The 18,930-nt window shown below is 67.9% G+C and carries 16 protein-coding genes; 9 read left to right on the forward strand and 7 right to left on the reverse strand.

All coding sequences use genetic code 11. The annotated features are described in order from the left end of the window. Window positions 1-77 precede the first annotated feature (77 nt). The 3 genes from G6N57_RS08585 to G6N57_RS08595 are packed head-to-tail and all read right to left on the reverse strand — an operon-like array spanning window position 78 to window position 2,796. The gene (locus G6N57_RS08585; RefSeq protein ID WP_174814467.1) at window positions 78-1,067 is read right to left on the reverse strand and encodes a 2-hydroxyacid dehydrogenase; all 990 of its coding nucleotides are present in this window, start codon (window positions 1,065-1,067) and stop codon (window positions 78-80) included. Then, window positions 1,043-2,170, reverse strand: a complete 1,128-nt coding sequence (locus G6N57_RS08590; RefSeq protein ID WP_077740076.1) for an alpha/beta hydrolase — start codon at window positions 2,168-2,170, stop codon at window positions 1,043-1,045. The genes G6N57_RS08585 and G6N57_RS08590 overlap by 25 nt, the downstream gene beginning before the upstream one ends. Continuing rightward, window positions 2,167-2,796 carry a TetR/AcrR family transcriptional regulator gene (locus tag G6N57_RS08595; RefSeq protein ID WP_077741850.1) on the reverse strand — a complete coding sequence of 210 codons (630 nt, stop codon included), beginning with the start codon at window positions 2,794-2,796 and terminating at the stop codon, window positions 2,167-2,169. Before G6N57_RS08595 ends, G6N57_RS08590 begins: the two co-directional genes overlap by 4 nt. Before the next feature lie 126 nt (window positions 2,797-2,922). Between G6N57_RS08595 and G6N57_RS08600 the strand changes: the two genes are divergently transcribed. Continuing rightward, complete coding sequence (locus G6N57_RS08600; protein ID WP_077740077.1) at window positions 2,923-3,501, forward strand: VOC family protein; 579 nt, start codon at window positions 2,923-2,925, stop codon at window positions 3,499-3,501. A gap of 104 nt (window positions 3,502-3,605) precedes the next feature. Here the strand turns inward: G6N57_RS08600 and G6N57_RS08605 are convergent, their stop codons facing one another. Further along, window positions 3,606-4,439: an SAM-dependent methyltransferase gene (locus G6N57_RS08605; RefSeq protein WP_077740078.1), complete on the reverse strand. Its 834-nt coding sequence runs from the start codon at window positions 4,437-4,439 to the stop codon at window positions 3,606-3,608. Between the two features lie 7 nt (window positions 4,440-4,446). After that, a complete protein-coding gene (locus tag G6N57_RS08610; RefSeq protein WP_077740079.1) occupies window positions 4,447-5,328 on the reverse strand; it encodes a helix-turn-helix domain-containing protein in 882 nt (293 codons plus the stop codon). Between the two features lie 101 nt (window positions 5,329-5,429). Between G6N57_RS08610 and G6N57_RS08615 the strand changes: the two genes are divergently transcribed. Both G6N57_RS08615 and G6N57_RS08620 read left to right on the forward strand, forming a co-directional pair. Beyond that, window positions 5,430-6,338, forward strand: a complete 909-nt coding sequence (locus tag G6N57_RS08615; RefSeq protein WP_077740080.1) for an MBL fold metallo-hydrolase — start codon at window positions 5,430-5,432, stop codon at window positions 6,336-6,338. A 2-nt stretch (window positions 6,339-6,340) separates the two neighbouring features. Continuing rightward, window positions 6,341-7,750: a carboxylesterase/lipase family protein gene (locus tag G6N57_RS08620; RefSeq protein ID WP_077740081.1), complete on the forward strand. Its 1,410-nt coding sequence runs from the start codon at window positions 6,341-6,343 to the stop codon at window positions 7,748-7,750. Here the strand turns inward: G6N57_RS08620 and G6N57_RS08625 are convergent. Next, a complete protein-coding gene (locus G6N57_RS08625; protein ID WP_077740082.1) occupies window positions 7,734-8,549 on the reverse strand; it encodes a helix-turn-helix domain-containing protein in 816 nt (271 codons plus the stop codon). The genes G6N57_RS08620 and G6N57_RS08625 overlap by 17 nt on opposite strands. A 1-nt stretch (window position 8,550) precedes the next feature. Beyond that, on the reverse strand, window positions 8,551-9,168 hold the full coding sequence (locus G6N57_RS08630; protein WP_234815621.1) for a TetR/AcrR family transcriptional regulator: 618 nt from the start codon (window positions 9,166-9,168) through the stop codon (window positions 8,551-8,553). 73 nt (window positions 9,169-9,241) lie between these two features. Between G6N57_RS08630 and G6N57_RS08635 the strand changes: the two genes are divergently transcribed. The 6 genes from G6N57_RS08635 to G6N57_RS08660 all read left to right on the forward strand — a co-directional run bounded on the left by G6N57_RS08635 (window position 9,242) and on the right by G6N57_RS08660 (window position 18,930). After that, a complete protein-coding gene (locus G6N57_RS08635) occupies window positions 9,242-10,144 on the forward strand; it encodes an oxygenase MpaB family protein (protein ID WP_077740083.1) in 903 nt (300 codons plus the stop codon). A 30-nt stretch (window positions 10,145-10,174) separates the two neighbouring features. Continuing rightward, window positions 10,175-11,077, forward strand: a complete 903-nt coding sequence (locus G6N57_RS08640) for a class I SAM-dependent methyltransferase (RefSeq protein WP_077740084.1) — start codon at window positions 10,175-10,177, stop codon at window positions 11,075-11,077. A gap of 186 nt (window positions 11,078-11,263) precedes the next feature. Then, entirely contained in the window at window positions 11,264-13,033 is a 1,770-nt protein-coding gene (gene eccA, locus G6N57_RS08645; RefSeq protein ID WP_077740085.1) for a type VII secretion AAA-ATPase EccA, read from the forward strand. Next, on the forward strand, window positions 13,030-14,622 hold the full coding sequence (gene eccB, locus G6N57_RS08650; RefSeq protein ID WP_272936933.1) for a type VII secretion protein EccB: 1,593 nt from the start codon (window positions 13,030-13,032) through the stop codon (window positions 14,620-14,622). Before eccA ends, eccB begins: the two co-directional genes overlap by 4 nt. Window positions 14,623-14,650: 28 nt before the next feature. Beyond that, window positions 14,651-18,619, forward strand: a complete 3,969-nt coding sequence (eccCa, locus tag G6N57_RS08655) for a type VII secretion protein EccCa (RefSeq protein WP_077740087.1) — start codon at window positions 14,651-14,653, stop codon at window positions 18,617-18,619. Then, window positions 18,619-18,930, forward strand: a complete 312-nt coding sequence (locus tag G6N57_RS08660) for a PE family protein (RefSeq protein ID WP_077740088.1) — start codon at window positions 18,619-18,621, stop codon at window positions 18,928-18,930. The genes eccCa and G6N57_RS08660 overlap by 1 nt, the downstream gene beginning before the upstream one ends.

Genomic DNA, 18,930 nt, shown 5'->3' on the forward strand with positions numbered 1-18,930 from the left:
TCCATCCGGGGCATGTCTCGAATAACCGGTCGGTTGGGCCGAGGGTACCCCGACGTGATCGGCGCCACTCCGGCGGCCTATCTCACCCCGTTTACTACGTGAGCTAGGTGTTTGCCGTCGCGGATGCGCTGGCAGTTGTCGACCGCCATGGTCAGGTAGCGGCGCATGGTGTCGACGGTGTACCAGGTGACGTGCGGGGTGAGCACCACATTGGGCAGCCCCAGCAGGGCATTGCCGGGCGGCACGGGCTCTTCGGCGAAGACGTCCAGACCGGCCGCGGCCACCTGGCCGGTGCGCAGTGCTTCGACGAGGGCAGGCTCGTCGATGATCGGCCCGCGTGCGGTGTTGACGACGACGGCACCGGGCTTCATCGACGCCAGGGCCTTGCTGTCGAGGAGTCCGTGCGTGGTCTCGGTCAGCGGAAGGTGCAGTGAGACGATGTCGCTGGCGGCCAACAGGTCTGGCAGGCTGCGCCACTGTGGGTGCCCGGTGTCGCGGGTGCTGGTGTGGATCACCTGCGACGGGTCGGCACCCATCGCGACGACGATCCTCTCGACCCGTTTGGCGACGTTGCCGTACCCGAGCAGGCCCACCGTGCAGCCGCCGATGTCGCGCACGGTCTCGCCTAGGCTGTGGTCCGAGGGCCAGCCCGTGCCCTCCCGGGTGGCGCGGTCGAGTTCGGGTAACCGGCGCAGCGCGGCCAGCATCAGCAGCACGGTGCCCTCGGCCACCGACGGCGCATTGGCCCCGGGCATGTTGGCCACCAGGATGCCGAGCCGGGTGGCGGTGTCGACGTCGATGGTGTTCACTCCGGCGCCCAGCTTGTGCACCAGCCGTAACCGCAGTCCGCGCTCCAGGTCGTCGCCGGAAACCGGTCGCAACACATGCCAGAGCACCTCGGCCGACGGCAGTTCCCGGTAGAACGTGGTGTCGTCGTCCTCGGCGCAGAACGTCACGTCGAGCCAGTCCCGATGGGGTGCAAGAAAATCCATCACCTTGTCACCGGGGGTGAAGTGGGCCAGGACCCTGATCCGGCCGGGGTTCACCGCCACCGCTTCGCGATCCATCGGGCGATGGTATCGGCCTGCTCGGCCCGCGCGCCCGGAGTCGTGAAGTAGTGATCGGTGTCGATCGAGCACTGGGACTTGTCCGTGCCGGCCAGTGCGTCGTAGATGCGTGCGGCATCGGACGGGTACACCCCGGTGTCCTGATCGGCGTTGATCACCAGCGCCGGGCAGGTGATGCGGGCCAGGTGCGGTTCGGCCCGGGTCTGGGCGTGGCGCAGGCTCCACATGCCGATCCAGTTGCGCACGGTGGTGGCCGCGGCGATGCCACGCGCGGACCGGTTGGCCTTGATCGGGGTGCCTGCGTAGCAGAGGTTGGGTTGCCGGTTGGTCGGTTCGACGGTCGGGTCGACCATCCTCGGGTCGGCCCAGGTGCGCATCACCGTGAACGGGCGGTCCGAATATCCGGCTGCCTGAATCCTTTTCAGCTCCTGCTCGGCCCAGTCGGTGATCTTCTCGTTGCGGGCGACCTGGGCCGCGCGGTACCGCGCCACGAAGTCGGCGGAGTACGGCGCGGGGTTGCGCTCGTCGAACAGGTCCAGTTCGGGGTCGCTGGCGATGGCGTCGTTCTCGTCGACGACGGACGCGTCCATCCACGCGGTCAGGACATCGGGGCGGCCCGGATGCGCGGCGCTGGCCACGTAACCATCTGCGGGCAGCAGTTCGGTCAGGCCCGCGGCAGGCCGCATCCCGTCCAGCGGCTGCACGTTCGGGTCGACGGCTTGGGACTGGTAGGCCGCCATCAGGGAACCCCCGCCGGAGTTACCCAGCAGTACAACGGTTTCGATTCCCTGTATCTCGCGCAGCCAGCGCACGCCCACCCCGATGTCGACCAGTGCATGGTCCAGCAGGAAGCTGCTCTCGAAGCCGCGGAAGCGCGTATTCCAGCCGAGGAAGCCGATGCCTCTGGCGGCCAGGTGCTCGGCGATGTAGTGCTCGGAGAAGTCGATCTGGTAGTGCGTGGCGATCACGGCGACCGTGGGTTTGCGTTCTGCGCTCCGGTAATACAGTCCCTGGCACGGGTATCCGCCCGCACCGGCGCGCTGAGCCGTCGGCGATTCCAGACCGACGAACTCGCGAATCACTTCCGGTGACGCTGTGCTCATGAATGCGGGTTCCCCTCGTGGTAGATGGTCCGGTAAAACACGTTGGCCAGGGTGGTGATGCAGGCGCTGTCGTCGGCGGTGGCGTCGCGGCCACCGGACAGCTTGACGTAGCAGAACTGGTTGAGCATCGACACCAGGGCGACGGCGGTCAGGTGGGCGTCGTCATCGGGGCAGAACCCCTGTTGCTGAGCATGTTTGACCATCTCGGTGATCATTGCGATGGGCAGCTGGCAGATCTCGTCCCAGTACTCGGCGAAGTCGTCGTCGATCATCGCCATCTGGGACACACTGATGATCTCGGCCAGACGGTGCCGGTAGGTCATCCAGTGCGCGGCGGCCGCCTGGTGGCAGCGCTCCCAGTTGGTCAGGTTCGGTGCCGTCGCGGGGAGTGCGCGCTCACGGGCCTCGTTGCGGAATCGCCAGGCCCATTCGCGGACCATGGCTTCTTTGGAGGCGTAGTAGTTGTAGAACGACGCGGCGGACCGGCCCGCCTCGGAGGCGATGTCGGAGATCGTGGTGGCCAGGATGCCCTTGCGGGCCACCACGGCGCGGGCAGCGTTGTCGATCGCCGCCTGGGTCTGACGCCCACGCGCGGTCGGTAGCGGGGTGCGGGGACTGACGGTCACGGATTTCCTCACTCCCGGAGGGGCCGGGAAATATTGCACGGCCATTGATCACTTCTGAATCTGATGTTAGATTCAGATTCGCAGCAGCGCCAGTCCTTGGTGCGTTCGCCCCGGAGGTTTATCGACGTGATCAAGCCCAACAATCCCAACTCGGAGTTCGAGTTCGGCGGAATCAACCATGTAGCACTGGTGTGTGCGGACATGGCCCGCACGGTCGACTTCTACACCAACGTGCTCGGCATGCCCCTGATCAAATCGCTCGACCTGCCCGGCGACATGGGGCAGCACTTCTTCTTCGACGCAGGCAACGGGGACTGCATCGCGTTCTTCTGGTTCCGCGACGCACCCGATGGCGTGCCAGGGATCTCGGCGCCGGCGGCGATCCCCGGGATCGGCGAATTCGTCAGCGCCACCGGCTCGCTGAACCACATCGCGCTGCACGTGCCGGCGGAGAAGTTCGACGAGTACCGGCAGAAGCTCAAGGCCAAGGGAGTTCGGGTCGGCCCGGTGCTCAACCACGACGACAGCCCGATGCAGGCGTCGGCCACGGTGCATCCCGGTGTGTACGTGCGGTCGTTCTACTTCCTCGATCCGGACGGGATCACCTTGGAATTCGCCTGCTGGACCAAGGAATTCACCGACAACGACGCGCAGACGCCACCCAAGACCGCGGCGGATCGACGTCCGCCGGTGGCGGCGGGGTAGGAACCGGCGCCACAAGCACGCCCATTGTCACGCCAGCGTGGCCGTCGCGTTCGGTAGCCACTCCAGCGTGACAATGCAGAGCGTGACAATGCAGGGCCCCGGCGTCAGGACTTGGTGGCCGTGACGAAGTACCCGCGCGGCACGCCCGGGACGTCCAGCGGCACCGCGGGGGCGAACCACCGGTTCCATTTGTTGCCCGGCTCGGCCACGTCGGTGACCACCGCTGACCAGCCCAGCGGTTCGCACAATTGCTCTGGGGAGTCGGTTCCGAACAGCCACGGCGCCCCGTTGCGGGACATCTGCTCGCGGACCGCGGCCAGCATCACGCTGTCCAGCAGTACCTTCCCGACGATGTCGTAGAGCAGGACCGAACCGGGCGCCGAGAGCGTGTCGACCCGCTCGAACAGCGCATGCACGGCGCTCTCATCGAGATACTGCAGCAGCCCTTCCATCAGCCACACGGCCGGCTGGCCGGGGTCAAACCCGTTGGCTCGCAGGGCTTCGGTCCAGTCCTCGGTGAGGTCCACGCCGAGGGCGACCCGTTGGCAGCGCGGTTCCTCGCCGAGCAACACCTCAGCCTTGGCGGCGATCACCGCGGGTTGATCGAGTTCGAACACCGTCGTGTCCTGGGGCCACGCCAGTCGATAAGCCCGCGCGTCCAATCCAGCCGCGAGGATCACCACCTGCCGCACCGGTGGCACGGCGTGCAGCAGTGCCTCGTCCCAGAAGCGGGTGCGCACCACGATCTGCAGTGTGGACTTGTCACCGCTGGCGGCGACGGCCTCGGCGAGCATCCGCTGCCCGTGTTCACCGGCGAGCTTCTGGGCGAACGGATCATCGAAAAGCCGGTCGGCACGGCGGGTTTCCTCGGCGCGGATGGCGGCCACCAGAACGCCGGTGTCGGCGACGGCCTGACCTGGAGTCTGTCCGGAAGTCATACCGCCATCATGCGCGCCGGGCCGGACTCCGGTCTTGGATATTTTTGTCGCGCGACGCCCGCGCCAGGAGTTGCAGCGCATCCGCCGAACTCGATCCCTCAGCCGTCGTCACCACGCATAGCGATTGCTCGACGTCACGAGCCAGCTTCAGATTCTGCATCGTGACCGTCAGCGGGCCGGCAAGCGGATGGCGCAGGTCATATGAGTCTGCCTCGCAGGGCTTGACCCGGTGATCGGCCCACAGTGACACGAATTCGGGGCTCTTGACCGACAATTCACCGATCAGGGCCGACAGCAGCGCGTCATCGGGGTGTCGGCCGGCCGCCAGGCGGAGGCTGCCGACGACCGTCCGGACCTTGCGGGGCCAATCCGCGTAGAGATCGCGGGTGTGAGGGTCGAGGAACAGCAGCCGGGCCAGGTTCGGCCGGGTCGAGGGATGGTCCACCGCGGTGAAATCCACATGCCCTGCCAGCAGCGCATGGCCCAACTCGTTCCAGGCCAGCACGTCGGTGCGGCGACCGATGACCAGCACCGGTAGGTGGTCCATCGAGCGCAGCAGCTCACGCGTCAATGCGCTGACGCGCTCGACCGGGGGCCGTCGTGGTGGCTGTGTCCGCTGGGACGCCAGCTCACGCAGATGCGTCTGTTCGTGAATATCCAGCTGCAGAGCCCGCGCCAGGGCCTCGAGAATCGCGTCCGACGCATTGGTCGACTGTCCCTGTTCCAGCCGCGTGTAATACGACACGCTCACTCCGGCGAGCTGGGCGACTTCCTCTCGTCGCAGTCCCGCCACCCGGCGCCGCTCGCCGTATCGCGTCAGGCCCACATCCTCCGGATGCAGCCGCGCACGCCGGGCCCGCAGGAATTCGCCGAGTTGTCCGGTGGTCATCACCCCACTATGCCTCCGGCCTGGTGAGCCGTGCCTGTCCCTGCCAGTGGTATGCACAGCTGGGGCTGGTTGGCCGGTATCGGAGCGCCCAGGCTGAGGACATGAACGACATCGTGTTGGGTGACGTCACGGTCACCCGGGTCATGGAGTATTACGGCTCGGTTCGGCTGTCGCCGCGGGAATTCTTCCCGGAGAGCTCGGACGAGGCCTGGCGGCGCAACGCGGATTGGCTGGTCCCGGATTTCTACGATCCGGAGGACGACGTCTGTGTCTCGGCGATTCAGACCTGGCTGTTGCGCAGTGAGGGCAGGACCATCCTCATCGACACCGGGGTGGGCAACCACAAGGACCGGCCGCATGCCCCGGTGTGGGATCACCTGGACACCGACTTTCTCGGCAACCTGGCGCGTGCCGGTGTCGCTCCCGCCGATGTCGACCTGGTGATCAACACCCATCTCCATGTGGACCACGTCGGCTGGAACACCGATCTCGACGACGGAAACTGGATCCCGACCTTCCCGAACGCCACCTACCTGATGCCGCGGGCGGACTTCGATTTCTGGAACCCGGCCAATCGGGGTGGCCCGGTGGCAGGGCGGGACAACGTGTTCCTCGACAGTGTCGAGCCGGTCCACCGGGCCGGGCAAACCACGTTGTGGGAGGACACCTTTCAGATCGACTCCAACCTCGCACTGGAAGCAGCCCCGGGCCACACTCCGGGCTCCGCGGTGGTCAGGCTGCGGTCGGGCAGCGACCGTGCCGTCTTCGTCGGCGACATGATGCACACGGCGTTGCAGATCGTGGAACCTGACACCAACAGCTGCTACTGCGAGGACCCGGAGCAGGCGCGCGCCACCCGGATGCGGGTGCTGGGCCAGGCCGCCGACACCAACACCCTGGTGATACCGGCCCACTTCGGCGGGCACGGAGGTGCCGAGGTGATCCGCGATGGCGACGGCTACGCGATCAAGGCGTGGGCACCGTTCGACCGGGTGACGAAGGGATCGTGAGGGTGACAGATCCGATCGTCGAGACGACCGCCGGCGCCGTGCGTGGATTCCAGACCGCAGAGGCCCGGACATTCCTCGGAATTCCTTACGCCGCACCACCTGTCGTCGGCGGGCGCTTCGCGGCTCCGCGTGGTCCCGAACCGTGGCGCGACGTACGCGACGCCACCAGGCCCGGACCGACCGCACCGCAGGCGCCGCGTAGCGGCTTCGGGCGGTTGGACATGTCACCGTTCTTCGGTCCGGGTTGGGTTCGCGGGCACGACTACCTCACGGTCAATGTCTGGGCTCCGCCTGGCGCACATCGCCGACCCGTCATGGTGTTCGTCCATGGGGGTGGCTTCGTCGCCGGCGGCACCCGCTCGCCGCTCTACGACGGCACCGCATTCGCCCGCGACGGCGTCGTTCTGGTGACTGTCACCTACCGGCTCGGTGTCATTGGTTTCCTCGATCTGCCAGGCGCGGTGCGCAACCGAGGCCTGCTCGACGTGTTGGCCGCGCTGGCCTGGGTGCAGGACAACATCGAGGCGTTCGGTGGCGATCCCGGCAATGTCACCTTGTTCGGTCAGTCCGCCGGTGCGACGGTCACTGCGGGAGTGCTCGCCACACCTGGTGTGCAGCGTTTGGTTTGCCGGGCAATCATGCAGAGTGGCAACGGGTTCGGTGCGTTCAGCCCGGAACAGGCGGGGCGGGTGACGAGGGTGGCGGCCGAGGCGCTAGGTGTCGAGCCGACGCGGGCCGCTTTCGACCGGCTCTCCGACGAACAGCTCGTCGACGTGGTACCCGAGCTGTCCGGGCTCGATCTGCGCACCGAAGGACAGCTCGACCCGCTGCTGGGATTGAGTCCGTTCAGCCTGGTGCTGGCCGACCAGCCGGCCCGGCGGCTCCATCCCGACGTGGCGCTCCTCGTCGGGACCAACACCGAGGAGGGGAACTTGTACCTGGTGCCGCAAGGCCACCTCGATTCATCCACCCGCGACGACGTCGAGCGGCTGGCGGCGCGGGTGGACCCAGACCCGTCCGCGCTGATCCAGCGGTACCGCACGCGTTTTCCGCGGGCGAGCTGGGGGCGACTGCGCTCGGCGATCCTCGGCGACGCGCTGTTCCGGACCGGCAGCGACCGGACCGCGCAGGCCCATGCGCGATTGGGCGGGGCTGCGACGCACCGCTACGAATTCTCCTGGCGCTCCGAAGCTGTGGACGGCGCGCTGGGTGCGGCCCACGCGGTGGAGTTGCCGTTCGTGTTCGACCGGATCGGGATGGAGTCGCTGCGCGGCCCCGGCGCACTGCTGGGCCCCGGTGATCCGCCGCCCGCCTTGGCGGCCGAGATGCACAGTGCCTGGGTCCGTTACGCCGGCACGGGCGATCCCGGCTGGGAGCCGTCGGTGACGCGGGAGTTCACGGGTCGGCGCTGACGCCCACATGGCTGGGCAGCCAGGTGCGGCGCTGGGTGTACTGCGTCGGCGTCATGGCGGTGAACGATCGAAACTCCCGGACGAAGTGCGCCTGGTCGAAGTATCCGAGATCGGTGGCGATCCGGGCACCGCGGACGTCTCCCGCATCGAGCAGTCTCATCGCGGCCTGGAACCGGCGCACCCGCAGGTAAGTCTTGGGCGTCAGGCCCACCTCGGACCGGAACGCCGAGATCAGCCGTCGGGCCGACAGCCCGGTCAGGGTGCACGCCTCGGCCACCCGAAGCGAGGGCCTGCGTTCGGCTTCCTGCAGGACCACAGCCACGTCAGGGTCACGGGATCTCATGCGCGCCAACAGAAATGACTCCACCAGGGCCGCGCGCTCCCGGATGGACCTCGCATCGATCAGGCGGGCGCGCAGGTTCGACGCGGCGCGGCCCCAGATCGCCTCCAGGCTGACGCATTCGTCCTCGAGGTCGTGCAGCGGGGCGGGCAGGAACGCCGAGGCGCCGCCCGGGCGGAAGTGGATGGTCAGCACGGTCTGTGCCGGGTCGATCTGGGTGACGTAGGAGGTGACGCCGGCCCCGGCGATGAAGGCGGCGCCGACATCAAGGTGGGTGGTGCCGTCGGCCGCGTAGAAGTCGATCTGGTCCTGCGAACCGAGATCGATGATGACGGTTGCGGCCCCGCGGGGGAGCGCACGGCTGCGATGGGTCGTGGCCTGGGTGTTCTGCCAGTACCCGAAGAATTGGATGTGGGCGGCCAGCGCGGGGTCGGGACGGAGCAACACCGGGCCCGGCACGTCAGCTCCCCGGTTGTTGCATGCCGGCGACTGCGTCGAGCATCGAGCGCAACTGGTTGATGAGCTGTTCGGGGGTCAGTGCGATCTCACCGGACAGCCAGGCGCTGATCGTCTGGGTCACCCCGCCGACCGCGAAATATGACGTGGCCTTGAGGTAGTCATTGGCCGGCAGCTGCAGGGCATCGCCGGCGTGCTGACCGAGCAGCGTGGCGAACAGCGCCGTGGATTGGACGCGCTTGCGGGTCAAGACCTCGTTGGACAGCTTGACGCTGAACAGCAACCGCCCGATCCGGCGGTCCTGAGCGATCAGGTGCACGATGTTCGCCATTCCGGCCATGGTCTGCTCGGCCAGCGGAACGGCGTCGACGGCGGCCTGCGTCGACGTCGCGATATCGGCGATCACCCAGTCGTAGACCGCGCCGATGAAGTCGTCCTTGTCGGCGAAGCTCTCGTAGAAATACCGCGCCGCCAGGCCTGCGGTGCGGCAGACGGCGCGCACCGTCACCTCACCGTCCTCGGCGCCGAGCAGGTCAAGTCCCGCCTCCAGTAGCTGGCTGCGCCGTTGCGCGAGGCGGTCGGCTGCCTCGATGCCGCGGTACGGGCGAACCTGCTTCACCACAACATCTTGACACCCGTCAGGCCGGCAGGCCAATATCAGGAATCACACGTTCTCAGTTTTAGAAGGGGTGGCCATGACGGTCAGCGAACCGATCCCGCACGTCGAACGGGCGATGAACGACCCGTCGCGGCCCGGGGCTGCGCCCAAGCGTCGCCGGCGGGCCGCGAGCTTCGACGACGGGCTGATGGGTGTGGCGCTGCTGGCCGGCCCGGCGAACGTGATCATGCAGCTGGCCAACCCGGGCGTCGGTTACGGCGTCGTCGAGAGTCGCGTCGACAGCGGCCGCACCGACCTGCACCCGATCAAGCGGGCCAGGACCACGTTCACGTACCTGGCCGTGGCCACCCGCGGTTCCGACGCCCAGAAGGCGGCCTACCGGCGCGCGGTCAACAAGGCCCATGCGCAGGTGTATTCCACCGAGGACAGCCCGGTGAAGTACAACGCCTTCGACAAGAACCTGCAGCTGTGGGTGGCCGCGTGCCTCTACAAGGGCGGGGTCGACGTGTTCCGGATGTTCGTCGGCGAGTTGGACGACGAGACCGCCGACCGCCACTACCGCGAGAGCGTCACGATGGGCACCACGCTGCAGGTACCCGAGGAAATGTGGCCGGCCGACCGGGCCGCATTCGACAGGTACTGGGAAGAGTCGCTGGAGAAGCTGCACATCGACGACACCGTGCGCGGTTACCTGTACCCGATCGCCGCGGGCCGGCCGAAGAATCCGAAGCTGCCCCGCGCGGTGCAGCGCCGGCTCGACGCGGTGGCCCTGCTGATCACCACGGGCTTTCTGCCGCAGCGGTTCCGCGACGAGATGCAGCTGCCGTGGGACGCCAAGAGTCAGAAGCGGTTCGACCAGCTGATCAGGGTGCTGCGCACGATCAACGACGTGCTGCCGTCGTTCCTGCGGCAATTCCCCTTCAACGTGTTGCTCAAAGACCTCGACTGGCGGATCCGCACCGGTCGTCCCTTGGTGTAGCTGTCAGAATCGCGGCGTAGCCTCGCGCGGGTGAGCACCGGACGAACAGACACAGACAACTGGGATATCACCACGAGCGTGGGGCAGACGGCGTTATTTGTCGCTGCGTCAAGGGCATTGGAGGCGCGGAAGGCCGATCCGCTTGCCGTCGACAAGTACGCGGAGGTGTTCTGCCGCAGGATCGGGGGCGAGTGGGCGACCGCGGTCGAGGGCACCGACCCCGAGCATCCGCTGCAGACCGAGTTCGGCGAGAACTTCGTCAATTTCCAGGGCGCCCGCACGAAGTACTTCGACGAGTACTTCACCCGGGCCATCGAGGCAGGGGTGCAGCAGGTGGTGCTGCTGGCGGCGGGCCTGGACTCCCGGGCCTACCGGCTACCGTGGGCCGACGGCACCGTGGTGTACGAGTTGGACCAGCCCCGGGTGCTCGAATTCAAGCGCGACACCATCGCCGAGCTCGACGAGACGCCGACGGCCGAACGGCGTGAGATCGCGGTCGATCTGCGCGACGACTGGCCGCGGGCCCTGCAGGAGAACGGCTTCGATCCGTCGCGCCCGTCGGCCTGGATCGCTGAGGGATTGTTGATCTATCTGCCCGCCACAGCACAGGAACAGCTGTTTGCTGGAATCGATGCGCTGGCCGCGCCGGGCAGCTTCGTCGGCATCGAGGAGGCGGTTCCGATGCCGGACGAGGCGTTCGAGGCCAAGCGTGCCGAAGCGGTGTCCTCCGGTGAGGAGAACGCCTTTTTCACGCTCGTGTACAACCAGCAACATGCGCCCGCTGAACAGTGGTTCGGGTCGCGGGGCTGGGATGCGACGGCGACACCGCTGCATCAGTATCTGGCCGAGGTGGGTCGGCCCGTGCCCGATCCCGAGTCCGAAGCCGGCGGGATGACGGGAACTATCACGCTGGTTTCCGCGACCAAAAGGTGAGGCAGTTCACCACCTAGTGCGAGTACGTGCCTCTCGACACTTAAGTTATGCAATGCTAACTTCAGCAAAAGTTAGCTTAGCCATACATAAGGGAGAGATTCGGGGGCTCAGTGGCTCCCGTGCACGCATATGGGTAGTGACACGCTTGCGGCTCCAACACAGGGAGCGCCCCGGCTCGATCGCGATGTGATCAGCCGCTTCGCCACATGTTGTCGTGCGCTGGGCTTGACGGTGAACGACCGGCAACGGCCGGCCGATGCCGACGCGGCCCGGACCGGCTTTGCTGGTCTGACACGTATCGCGCATGACCACTGTGACGCCTGGACGGGCCTGGCCGCCGCAGGCGACGTGTCCGGACCGGTCATCGACGCGGTGTGGCGGACCCGGGGCAGCGCCGGTCTGCTGCAGCGCGAGATCGACCTGGCGGCCGGCGACCTCGGGTTCACCTACGACAGCGGCCTGTACCTGCAGTTCCGGGCTGCTGACGTGGACGACTTCCAGCTCGCCTACGCCGCGCGGCGTTATGCCTCGGGTGCGCGTGCCGAGGCTGACGCGCTGGTGGCCGAACTGCTGGCCCGTCGTCCCGGGTGGCTCAACGCCACCTGGCTGCGGGTCACGTTCAACCACCACGCCGAACGCTGGGGCGACGTCGTGCGGCTGCTGACCCCGGTGGTCACCAACCCGTCGCTCGACGAGGTCACCGCGCACGCCGCACGCACCACCCTGGGCATCGCGCTGGCACGCCTCGGCATGCTGGCACCCGCGCTGTCCTACCTGGAGGACCCGTCCGGTCCGATCGCGGTAGCGGCGCTCGACGGCGCACTGGCCAAGGCGCTGACCCTGCGCGCGCAGGGCGAGGACGAGGACGCAGGCGAAGTACTGCAGGACCTCTTCGCCGCGCACCCGGAGAACAAGCAGGTTGAAGAAGCCCTGCTGGATACATCTTTCGGGCTGCTGATCACCAACGCGGCACGCATCGACGCCCGCACCGATCCCTGGGACCCCGAGACCGAACCGTCGGAGTCGGACTTCGTCGATCCGGGAGCCAAGGAACGCAAGGCGCATCTGCTCGTCGAGGCCGAAGCCGAGTTGGCCGAGTTCATCGGCCTGGAAGAAGTGAAGTTCCAGGTGGCCCGGCTCAAGAGCTCGGTGGCCATGTCGATCCGCCGCCAGGAACGCGGGCTGGCCGTGGCCCAGCGCACCAACCACCTGGTGTTCGCAGGCCCTCCCGGCACGGGTAAGACCACCATCGCCCGCGTCGTCGCCAAGATCTATTGCGGCCTTGGCCTTCTCAAGAAGGAGACGGTCCGCGAGGTGCACCGTGCCGACCTGATCGGCCAGCACATCGGTGAAACCGAGGCGAAGACCAACGCCATCATCGACAGCGCGCTGGACGGTGTGCTGTTCCTCGACGAGGCCTACGCACTGGTGTCCACCGGCGCCAAGAACGACTTCGGTCTGGTCGCCATCGACACGCTGCTGGCCCGCATGGAGAATGACCGCGACCGGCTCGTGGTGATCGTCGCGGGCTACCGCAAGGACCTCGACATGTTCCTGGACACCAACGAGGGTCTGCGATCCCGATTCACGCGCAGCATCGACTTCCCGTCGTACTCGTCGTCCGAACTCGTCGAGATCGCCGAGCGGATGGCCGAGAAGCGCGACAGCACCTTCGAGAAGGCCGCCCATGACGAGATGGAGAAGTTGTTCGGCCATCTGGCGGAGGCCACCATGCCCGACGCCGCAGGCGTGCAGCGGCGCAGCCTCGACATCGCCGGTAACGGCCGCTTCGTCCGCAACCTGGTGGAGCGTTCCGAGGAGGAGCGTGAGTACCGCCTCGATCATTCCGACCAGGACGACTTCACCGACGAGGAGATGATGACGATCACTGCCGGTGACGTGAACAATTCGGCTGCCCCGCTGCTGCGTGGCCTGGGCTTGTCGGTGCCGGCATGACCGCGCCGGGATCTTCTTCCGACGAGCGCTTGCGCGAGGAGAGGATGTACTCAGAGCGGCGGTCTTTCAGCTCCCGTACGCCGAACAACGAGAACCCCGACGGTGTGCAGTACCGCCGCGGCTTCGTCACCCGCCACCAGGTCACCGGCTGGCGGTTTGTCATGCGCCGCATCGCTTCTGGCGTCGCACTGCACGACACCCGCATGCTGGTGGACCCGCTGCGCACGCAGAGCCGCGCGGTGATGACCGGTGCGCTGATCCTGGTAACCGGCCTGATCGGGTGCTTCATCTTCTCGCTGGTCCGGCCCGGCGGAGCGGCCGGAAACGACGCGGTGCTCGCCGATCGGTCGACCGCGGCCCTGTACGTGCGGGTCGGGGAGCAGCTGCATCCGGTGCTCAACCTGACCTCGGCACGGTTGATCACCGGCAAGGCGGACAACCCGACCACCGTCAAGACCAGCGAGATCGACAAGTTCCCCCGCGGCAACCTGCTGGGCATCCCGGGAGCGCCGGAGCGGATGGTGCAGAGCACCCGCGCCGACGCGGATTGGACTGTCTGCGACAGCAATTCGGGTGCCTCCGCCGGCGTGACCGTGATCGCGGGAACGCTCGGTTCCGGTGAGGAGCGGGCCGTGCCGTTCACCGCGGACCAGGCGGTGCTCGTACACCACAGCGGCGGCCCCACCCCGGGTGACTGGCTGCTGTGGGACGGCAAGCGCAGCTCGATCGACGTGAACAACCGTGCGGTCACCGATGCGCTCGGTTTCGGCGCCGACATCCCCGCCCCGCGGCCGATCGCGGCGGGCCTGTTCAACGCGATCCCCGAGGCGCCCGCACTGAGCGCGCCTGCGATCGCCGGCGCGGGTGCACCGGCGCAGTTCGAGCTGTCGACCCCGGCGCCGGTGGGTGCGGTGGTCTCGGCCGCCGAGGCTGACAACACCGTGCGCTACTACGCGGTGCACTCCGACGGTCTGCAGCCGATCTCCCCGGTGCTCGCCTCGATCATGCGCAACACCGATTCCTTTGGGCTGCAACAGCCGCCGCGGCTCGGAGTCGATGAGATCGCGCGTACCCCGGTGGCCCGCGGCATCGACACCGGTGCCTACCCGGACCAGCCGCTCAAGCTGGTGTCCGCTTCGGCGGCCCCGGTGACCTGTGCCCAGTGGAGCAAGCCGGCCGGCGCGACCGAGAGCCGCCTGAGCCTGTTGTCCGGTGCGGCTCTGCCCGTGCCTGCCGGTCAGCGCACCGTCGACCTGGTCGGCGCGGGCGCCAACGGCGCCGCCAGCCGCGTCGCATTGGCGCCAGGAACCGGGTACCTGGTGCAGACCGTGGGCGCCGAGCCCGGATCGCCGACCGCAGGCTCACAGTTCTGGGTCAGCGACACCGGTGTGCGCTACGGCATCGAGACCAGCGGTGACAACGACAAAACCCTTGCCGCGCTTGGTCTCACCTCGCCCGCCCTGCCCATTCCGTGGTCGATCCTGACGCAGTTCGCTGCCGGCCCGACCCTGTCCCGTGGCGACGCCCTGACCGCACACGATGCGTTGTCGTCGAACGCCAATGCTGTGGCGCTGGAGGCCGTCCGATGAGCGCTTGCGCGAAGAAGAGAGAACAACGATGAGCCGGCTGATTTTCGAGCACCAGCGCAGGCTGGCTCCGCCGACCACCCGCAAGGGCACCATCACCATCGAACCGCCGCCGCAGTTGCCGCGGGTCGTTCCGCCGTCGCTGCTGCGCCGGGTGCTGCCGTTCCTGATCGTCATCCTGATCGTGGGCATGATTGTGGCGTTGGTGGCCACCGGTATGCGGATGATCTCTCCGACGACGCTGTTCTTCCCGTTCGTGCTGCTGCTGGCCGCGACCGCGCTCTACCGCGGCTCGGACAACAAGATGCGCACCGAGGAGGTCGACGCCGAGCGCGCCGACTACCTGCGTTACCTGTCGGTGGTCCGCGACAACGTTCGTGCCCACGCCGGCGAGCAGCGCGCGGCGCTGGAGTGGTCCCACCCCGAGCCCGAGGCCCTGGCCGTCATCCCGGGCACCCGCCGGCAGTGGGAACGCGACCCGCGCGACCGTGACTTCCTGGTGCTGCGCGCCGGGCTGCACGACGTGCCGCTTGATGCCGCGCTGAAGGTCAAGGACACCGCCGACGAGATCGACCTGGAACCGGTGTCGCACAGCACCCTTCGCGGTCTGCTCGACGTGCAGCGCACCGTGCGCGACGCCCCGACCGGCATCGACGTCACCAAGCTGGCCCGGATCACCGTGATCGGTGAGGCCGAAGAAGTCCGTGCCGCCATGCGGGCCTGGATCGCCCAGGCCGTCACCTGGCACGACCCGACCATGCTCGGGGTGGCACTGGCCTCGCCCGATGTCGACGCGGATACCTGGTCGTGGCTGAAATGGCTGCCGCACGTGGATATTCCGTCGCAGGCCGACGGTGTCGGCCCGGCCCGGTACCTGACCACCGGGGTGACGGAGCTTCGCGGACAACTCGATTCGGCGCTGGCCGGACGGCCGGCATTCCCGGCGGCGGCCGACCAGGCGCTGAAGCACCTGCTGGTCGTGCTCGACGATCCGGATGCCGACCCCGACGACATCGCGCGCAAGCCCGGCCTCACCGGGGTGACCGTGATCCACCGCAGCGAGACGCTGCCCAACCGCGAGCAGTACCCCGATCCCGAGCGGCCCATCCTGCGGGTGGTCGAGGGTCGGATCGAGCGGTGGCAGAGCCACGGATGGCAGCCCTACGTCGACAAGGCCGACGCGATGTCGGCCGCCGCGGCCGCCCACATCGCGCGCCGGTTGTCGCGTTGGGACTCCAACCCGGGCTACGTGCGGTCCACCGCCACCGGCGGCGCCACCTTCACAACGCTGCTGGACATCCCTGATGCCTCGGCGCTGGACGTTGCCGACCTGTGGGCACCGCGGAACCGCGACGACGAGCTTCGCGTGCCGATCGGCGTCACCGCCACCGGTGAGCCGCTGTACTTCGACCTCAAGGACGAGGCCGAGGGTGGCATGGGCCCGCACGGCCTGATGATCGGTATGACCGGCTCGGGCAAGTCCCAGACCCTGATGTCGATCCTGTTGTCGCTGTTGACCACTCACTCCGCCGAGCGGCTCATCGTGATCTACGCCGACTTCAAGGGTGAGGCGGGAGCCGACATCTTCCGCAACTTCCCTCAGGTGGTCGCGGTCATCTCGAACATGGCCGAGAAGCGATCACTGGCCGATCGGTTCGCCGACACCCTGCGCGGTGAGGTGGCCCGCCGCGAGCAGATGCTCAAGGAGGCCGGCCGCCGGGTCCAGGGCAGTGCCTTCAACTCGGTCACCGAGTACGAGGCAGCCATCGCCGCCGGACATGATTTACCCCCGATGCCGACGCTGTTCGTGGTCGCCGACGAGTTCACCTTGATGCTCGCCGAGCATCCCGAGTACGCGGATCTCTTCGATTACGTTGCGCGCAAGGGTCGCTCGTTCCGGATCCACATCCTGTTCGCATCGCAGACGCTGGACGTGGGCCGGATCAAGGACATCGACAAGAACACGTCGTACCGGATCGGCCTGAAGGTGTCCAGCCCCAGCATCTCCCGTCAGATCATCGGGGTCGAGGACGCGTACCACATCGAATCGGGACGCGAGCACAAGGGCGAGGGCTTCTTGGTGCCTGCGCCCGGTGCGGTGCCCATCAAGTTCCGCAGTACCTACGTCGACGGCATCTACGACCCGCCGCGGGCCGAGAAGTCGATCGTGGTGCGGGCTCTGCCGCAGCCGCAGCTGTTCACGGCCTCGCGGGTCGAGCCCGAGCCCGACACGGTCATCGTCACCAATGAGCCGGAAATCGACGTGGCGCCGCCGCGCAAGCTGATCGCCACCATCGGTGACCAGCTGGCCAGCTACGGCCCGCAGGCACCCAAGCTCTGGCTGCCGCCGCTCGACGACGCGATCGCGCTCGACGACGTGCTCGCGCACACCGACATCGAGCCGGGCCAATTGCGTTGGCCGCTGGGTGAAATCGACAAGCCGTTCGAGATGCGTCGGGACGCGCTGGTGTACGACGCGAACTCGTCGGCAGCCAACGTGCTGATCCACGGCGGTCCGCGCTCGGGCAAGTCGACCGCGCTGCAGACGTTCGTGTTGTCCGCCGCCGCGCTGCACTCGCCGAGCGAAGTGAGCTTCTACTGCCTCGATTACGGCGGCGGACAGCTCGCCGGTCTGGCGGACCTGGCCCACGTCGGCAGCGTGGCCACCCCGCTGGAACCCGAGCGCATCCGCCGGACCTTCGGTGAGCTCGAGCAGCTGCTGCAGGCCCGTCAGCGCCAAGGTGCCGTCAGCCGGGTGGGCAGCTATTCCGATGGATACGGCGAAGTCTTCTTGGTCATCGACAACCTCTACGCCTTCAGCCGGGACAACACCGACACGTTCAACACCCGTAACCCGTTGCTGGCCAAGGTGACCGAGCTGGCCAACACCGGGCTGGCCTACGGCATCCACGTCATCATCACCACGCCGAACTGGCTGGAGGTGCCGCTGGCGATGCGTGACGGCCTGGGCCTGCGTCTGGAGCTCAAGCTGCACGACAGCCACGACAGCATCGTGCGCGTGGTGGGTGCGCTGCGGCGCCCGGCCGAGTCGGTGCCTGCCGATCAGCCGGGTCGCGGCCTGACCATGGCCGCCGAGCACTTCCTGTTCGCCGAGCCGCAGTTGAGCGACATCGCCGTCATCAACGCCCGGTTCCCGGGACAGAGCGCGCCGCCGGTGCGCTTGCTGCCCACCGCGCTGGCTCCGGCCGCGCTGGCGCCGCTGTACCCGGCGCCCGAGCAGGTGGTCATCGGACAGCGCGAGGAGGACCTGGCGCCGGTCGTGGTCGACTTCAAGACGAACCCGCTGCTCGCGGTGTTCGGCGACACCCGGTCGGGCAAGACGACGCTGCTGCGGCACATCATCCGGACCATCCGCGAGAACTCGCGGCCGGACGAGGTGGCCTTCACCGTCATCGACCGACGGCTGCACCTGGTGGAGGAGCCGTTGTTCCCGGACAACGAGTACACCGCCAACATCGACCGCGTGCTTCCGGCGATGCTGGGCCTGTCGGCCCTCATCGAGAAGCGCCGTCCGCCTGCCGGTTTGAGCCCGCAGGAGCTCAGCGCCTGGAATCAGCGGACCGGGACGGATGGCCACATCCACTACCTGATCATCGACGACGTGGACCAGATCCCCGACGGTCCCGCCATCAGCGGGCCCTTCGCGGGGCAGCGCCCGTGGACCAACATCGTGAACCTGTTGGCCGAGGCGACCGACCTCGGCCTGCGCGTCATCGTGACCGCCCGCGCCACCGGGTCGGCACACGCCGTGATGACCGCGCCGCTGCTGCGTCGTCTCAATGATCTGCAAGCCACCACCCTGATGCTGTCGGGCAATCCCGCCGACAGCGGCAAGCTCCGCGGGCACCGGTTCGCCCGGTTCCCCGCGGGACGCGGCATGTTGCTCGGCGACGGCGACGCGCCCGAGTTCGTCCAGCTCGTCAACCCACTCATCGATGACACGGCACTGTCCGTGAACAACGGGAGAAAGGAATTCTGATGACATTGCGGGTAGTTCCGGAAGGATTGACCGCCGCGAGCGCGGCCGTCGAGGCGCTCACCGCGCGTCTGGCCGCCGCCCACGCGGCTGCCGCCCCCGTCGTCTCGGCGGTGATCCCACCTGCCGCCGACGCGGTGTCGCTGCAGACCGCGACCGGGTTCAGCGCGCACGGCGCCCAGCACTCGGCGCTGGCTGCCCAGGGCGTCGAGGAACTCGGCCGCTCGGGTGTCGGCGTCGGGGAGTCCGGTGCCAGCTACGTCACCGGTGACGCGATGGCAGCTGCGTCCTACCTGACTGCGCGCGGCCTCTGA

This window comes from Mycolicibacterium boenickei (assembly GCF_010731295.1).
Classification (GTDB): Bacteria; Actinomycetota; Actinomycetes; order Mycobacteriales; family Mycobacteriaceae; genus Mycobacterium; species Mycobacterium boenickei.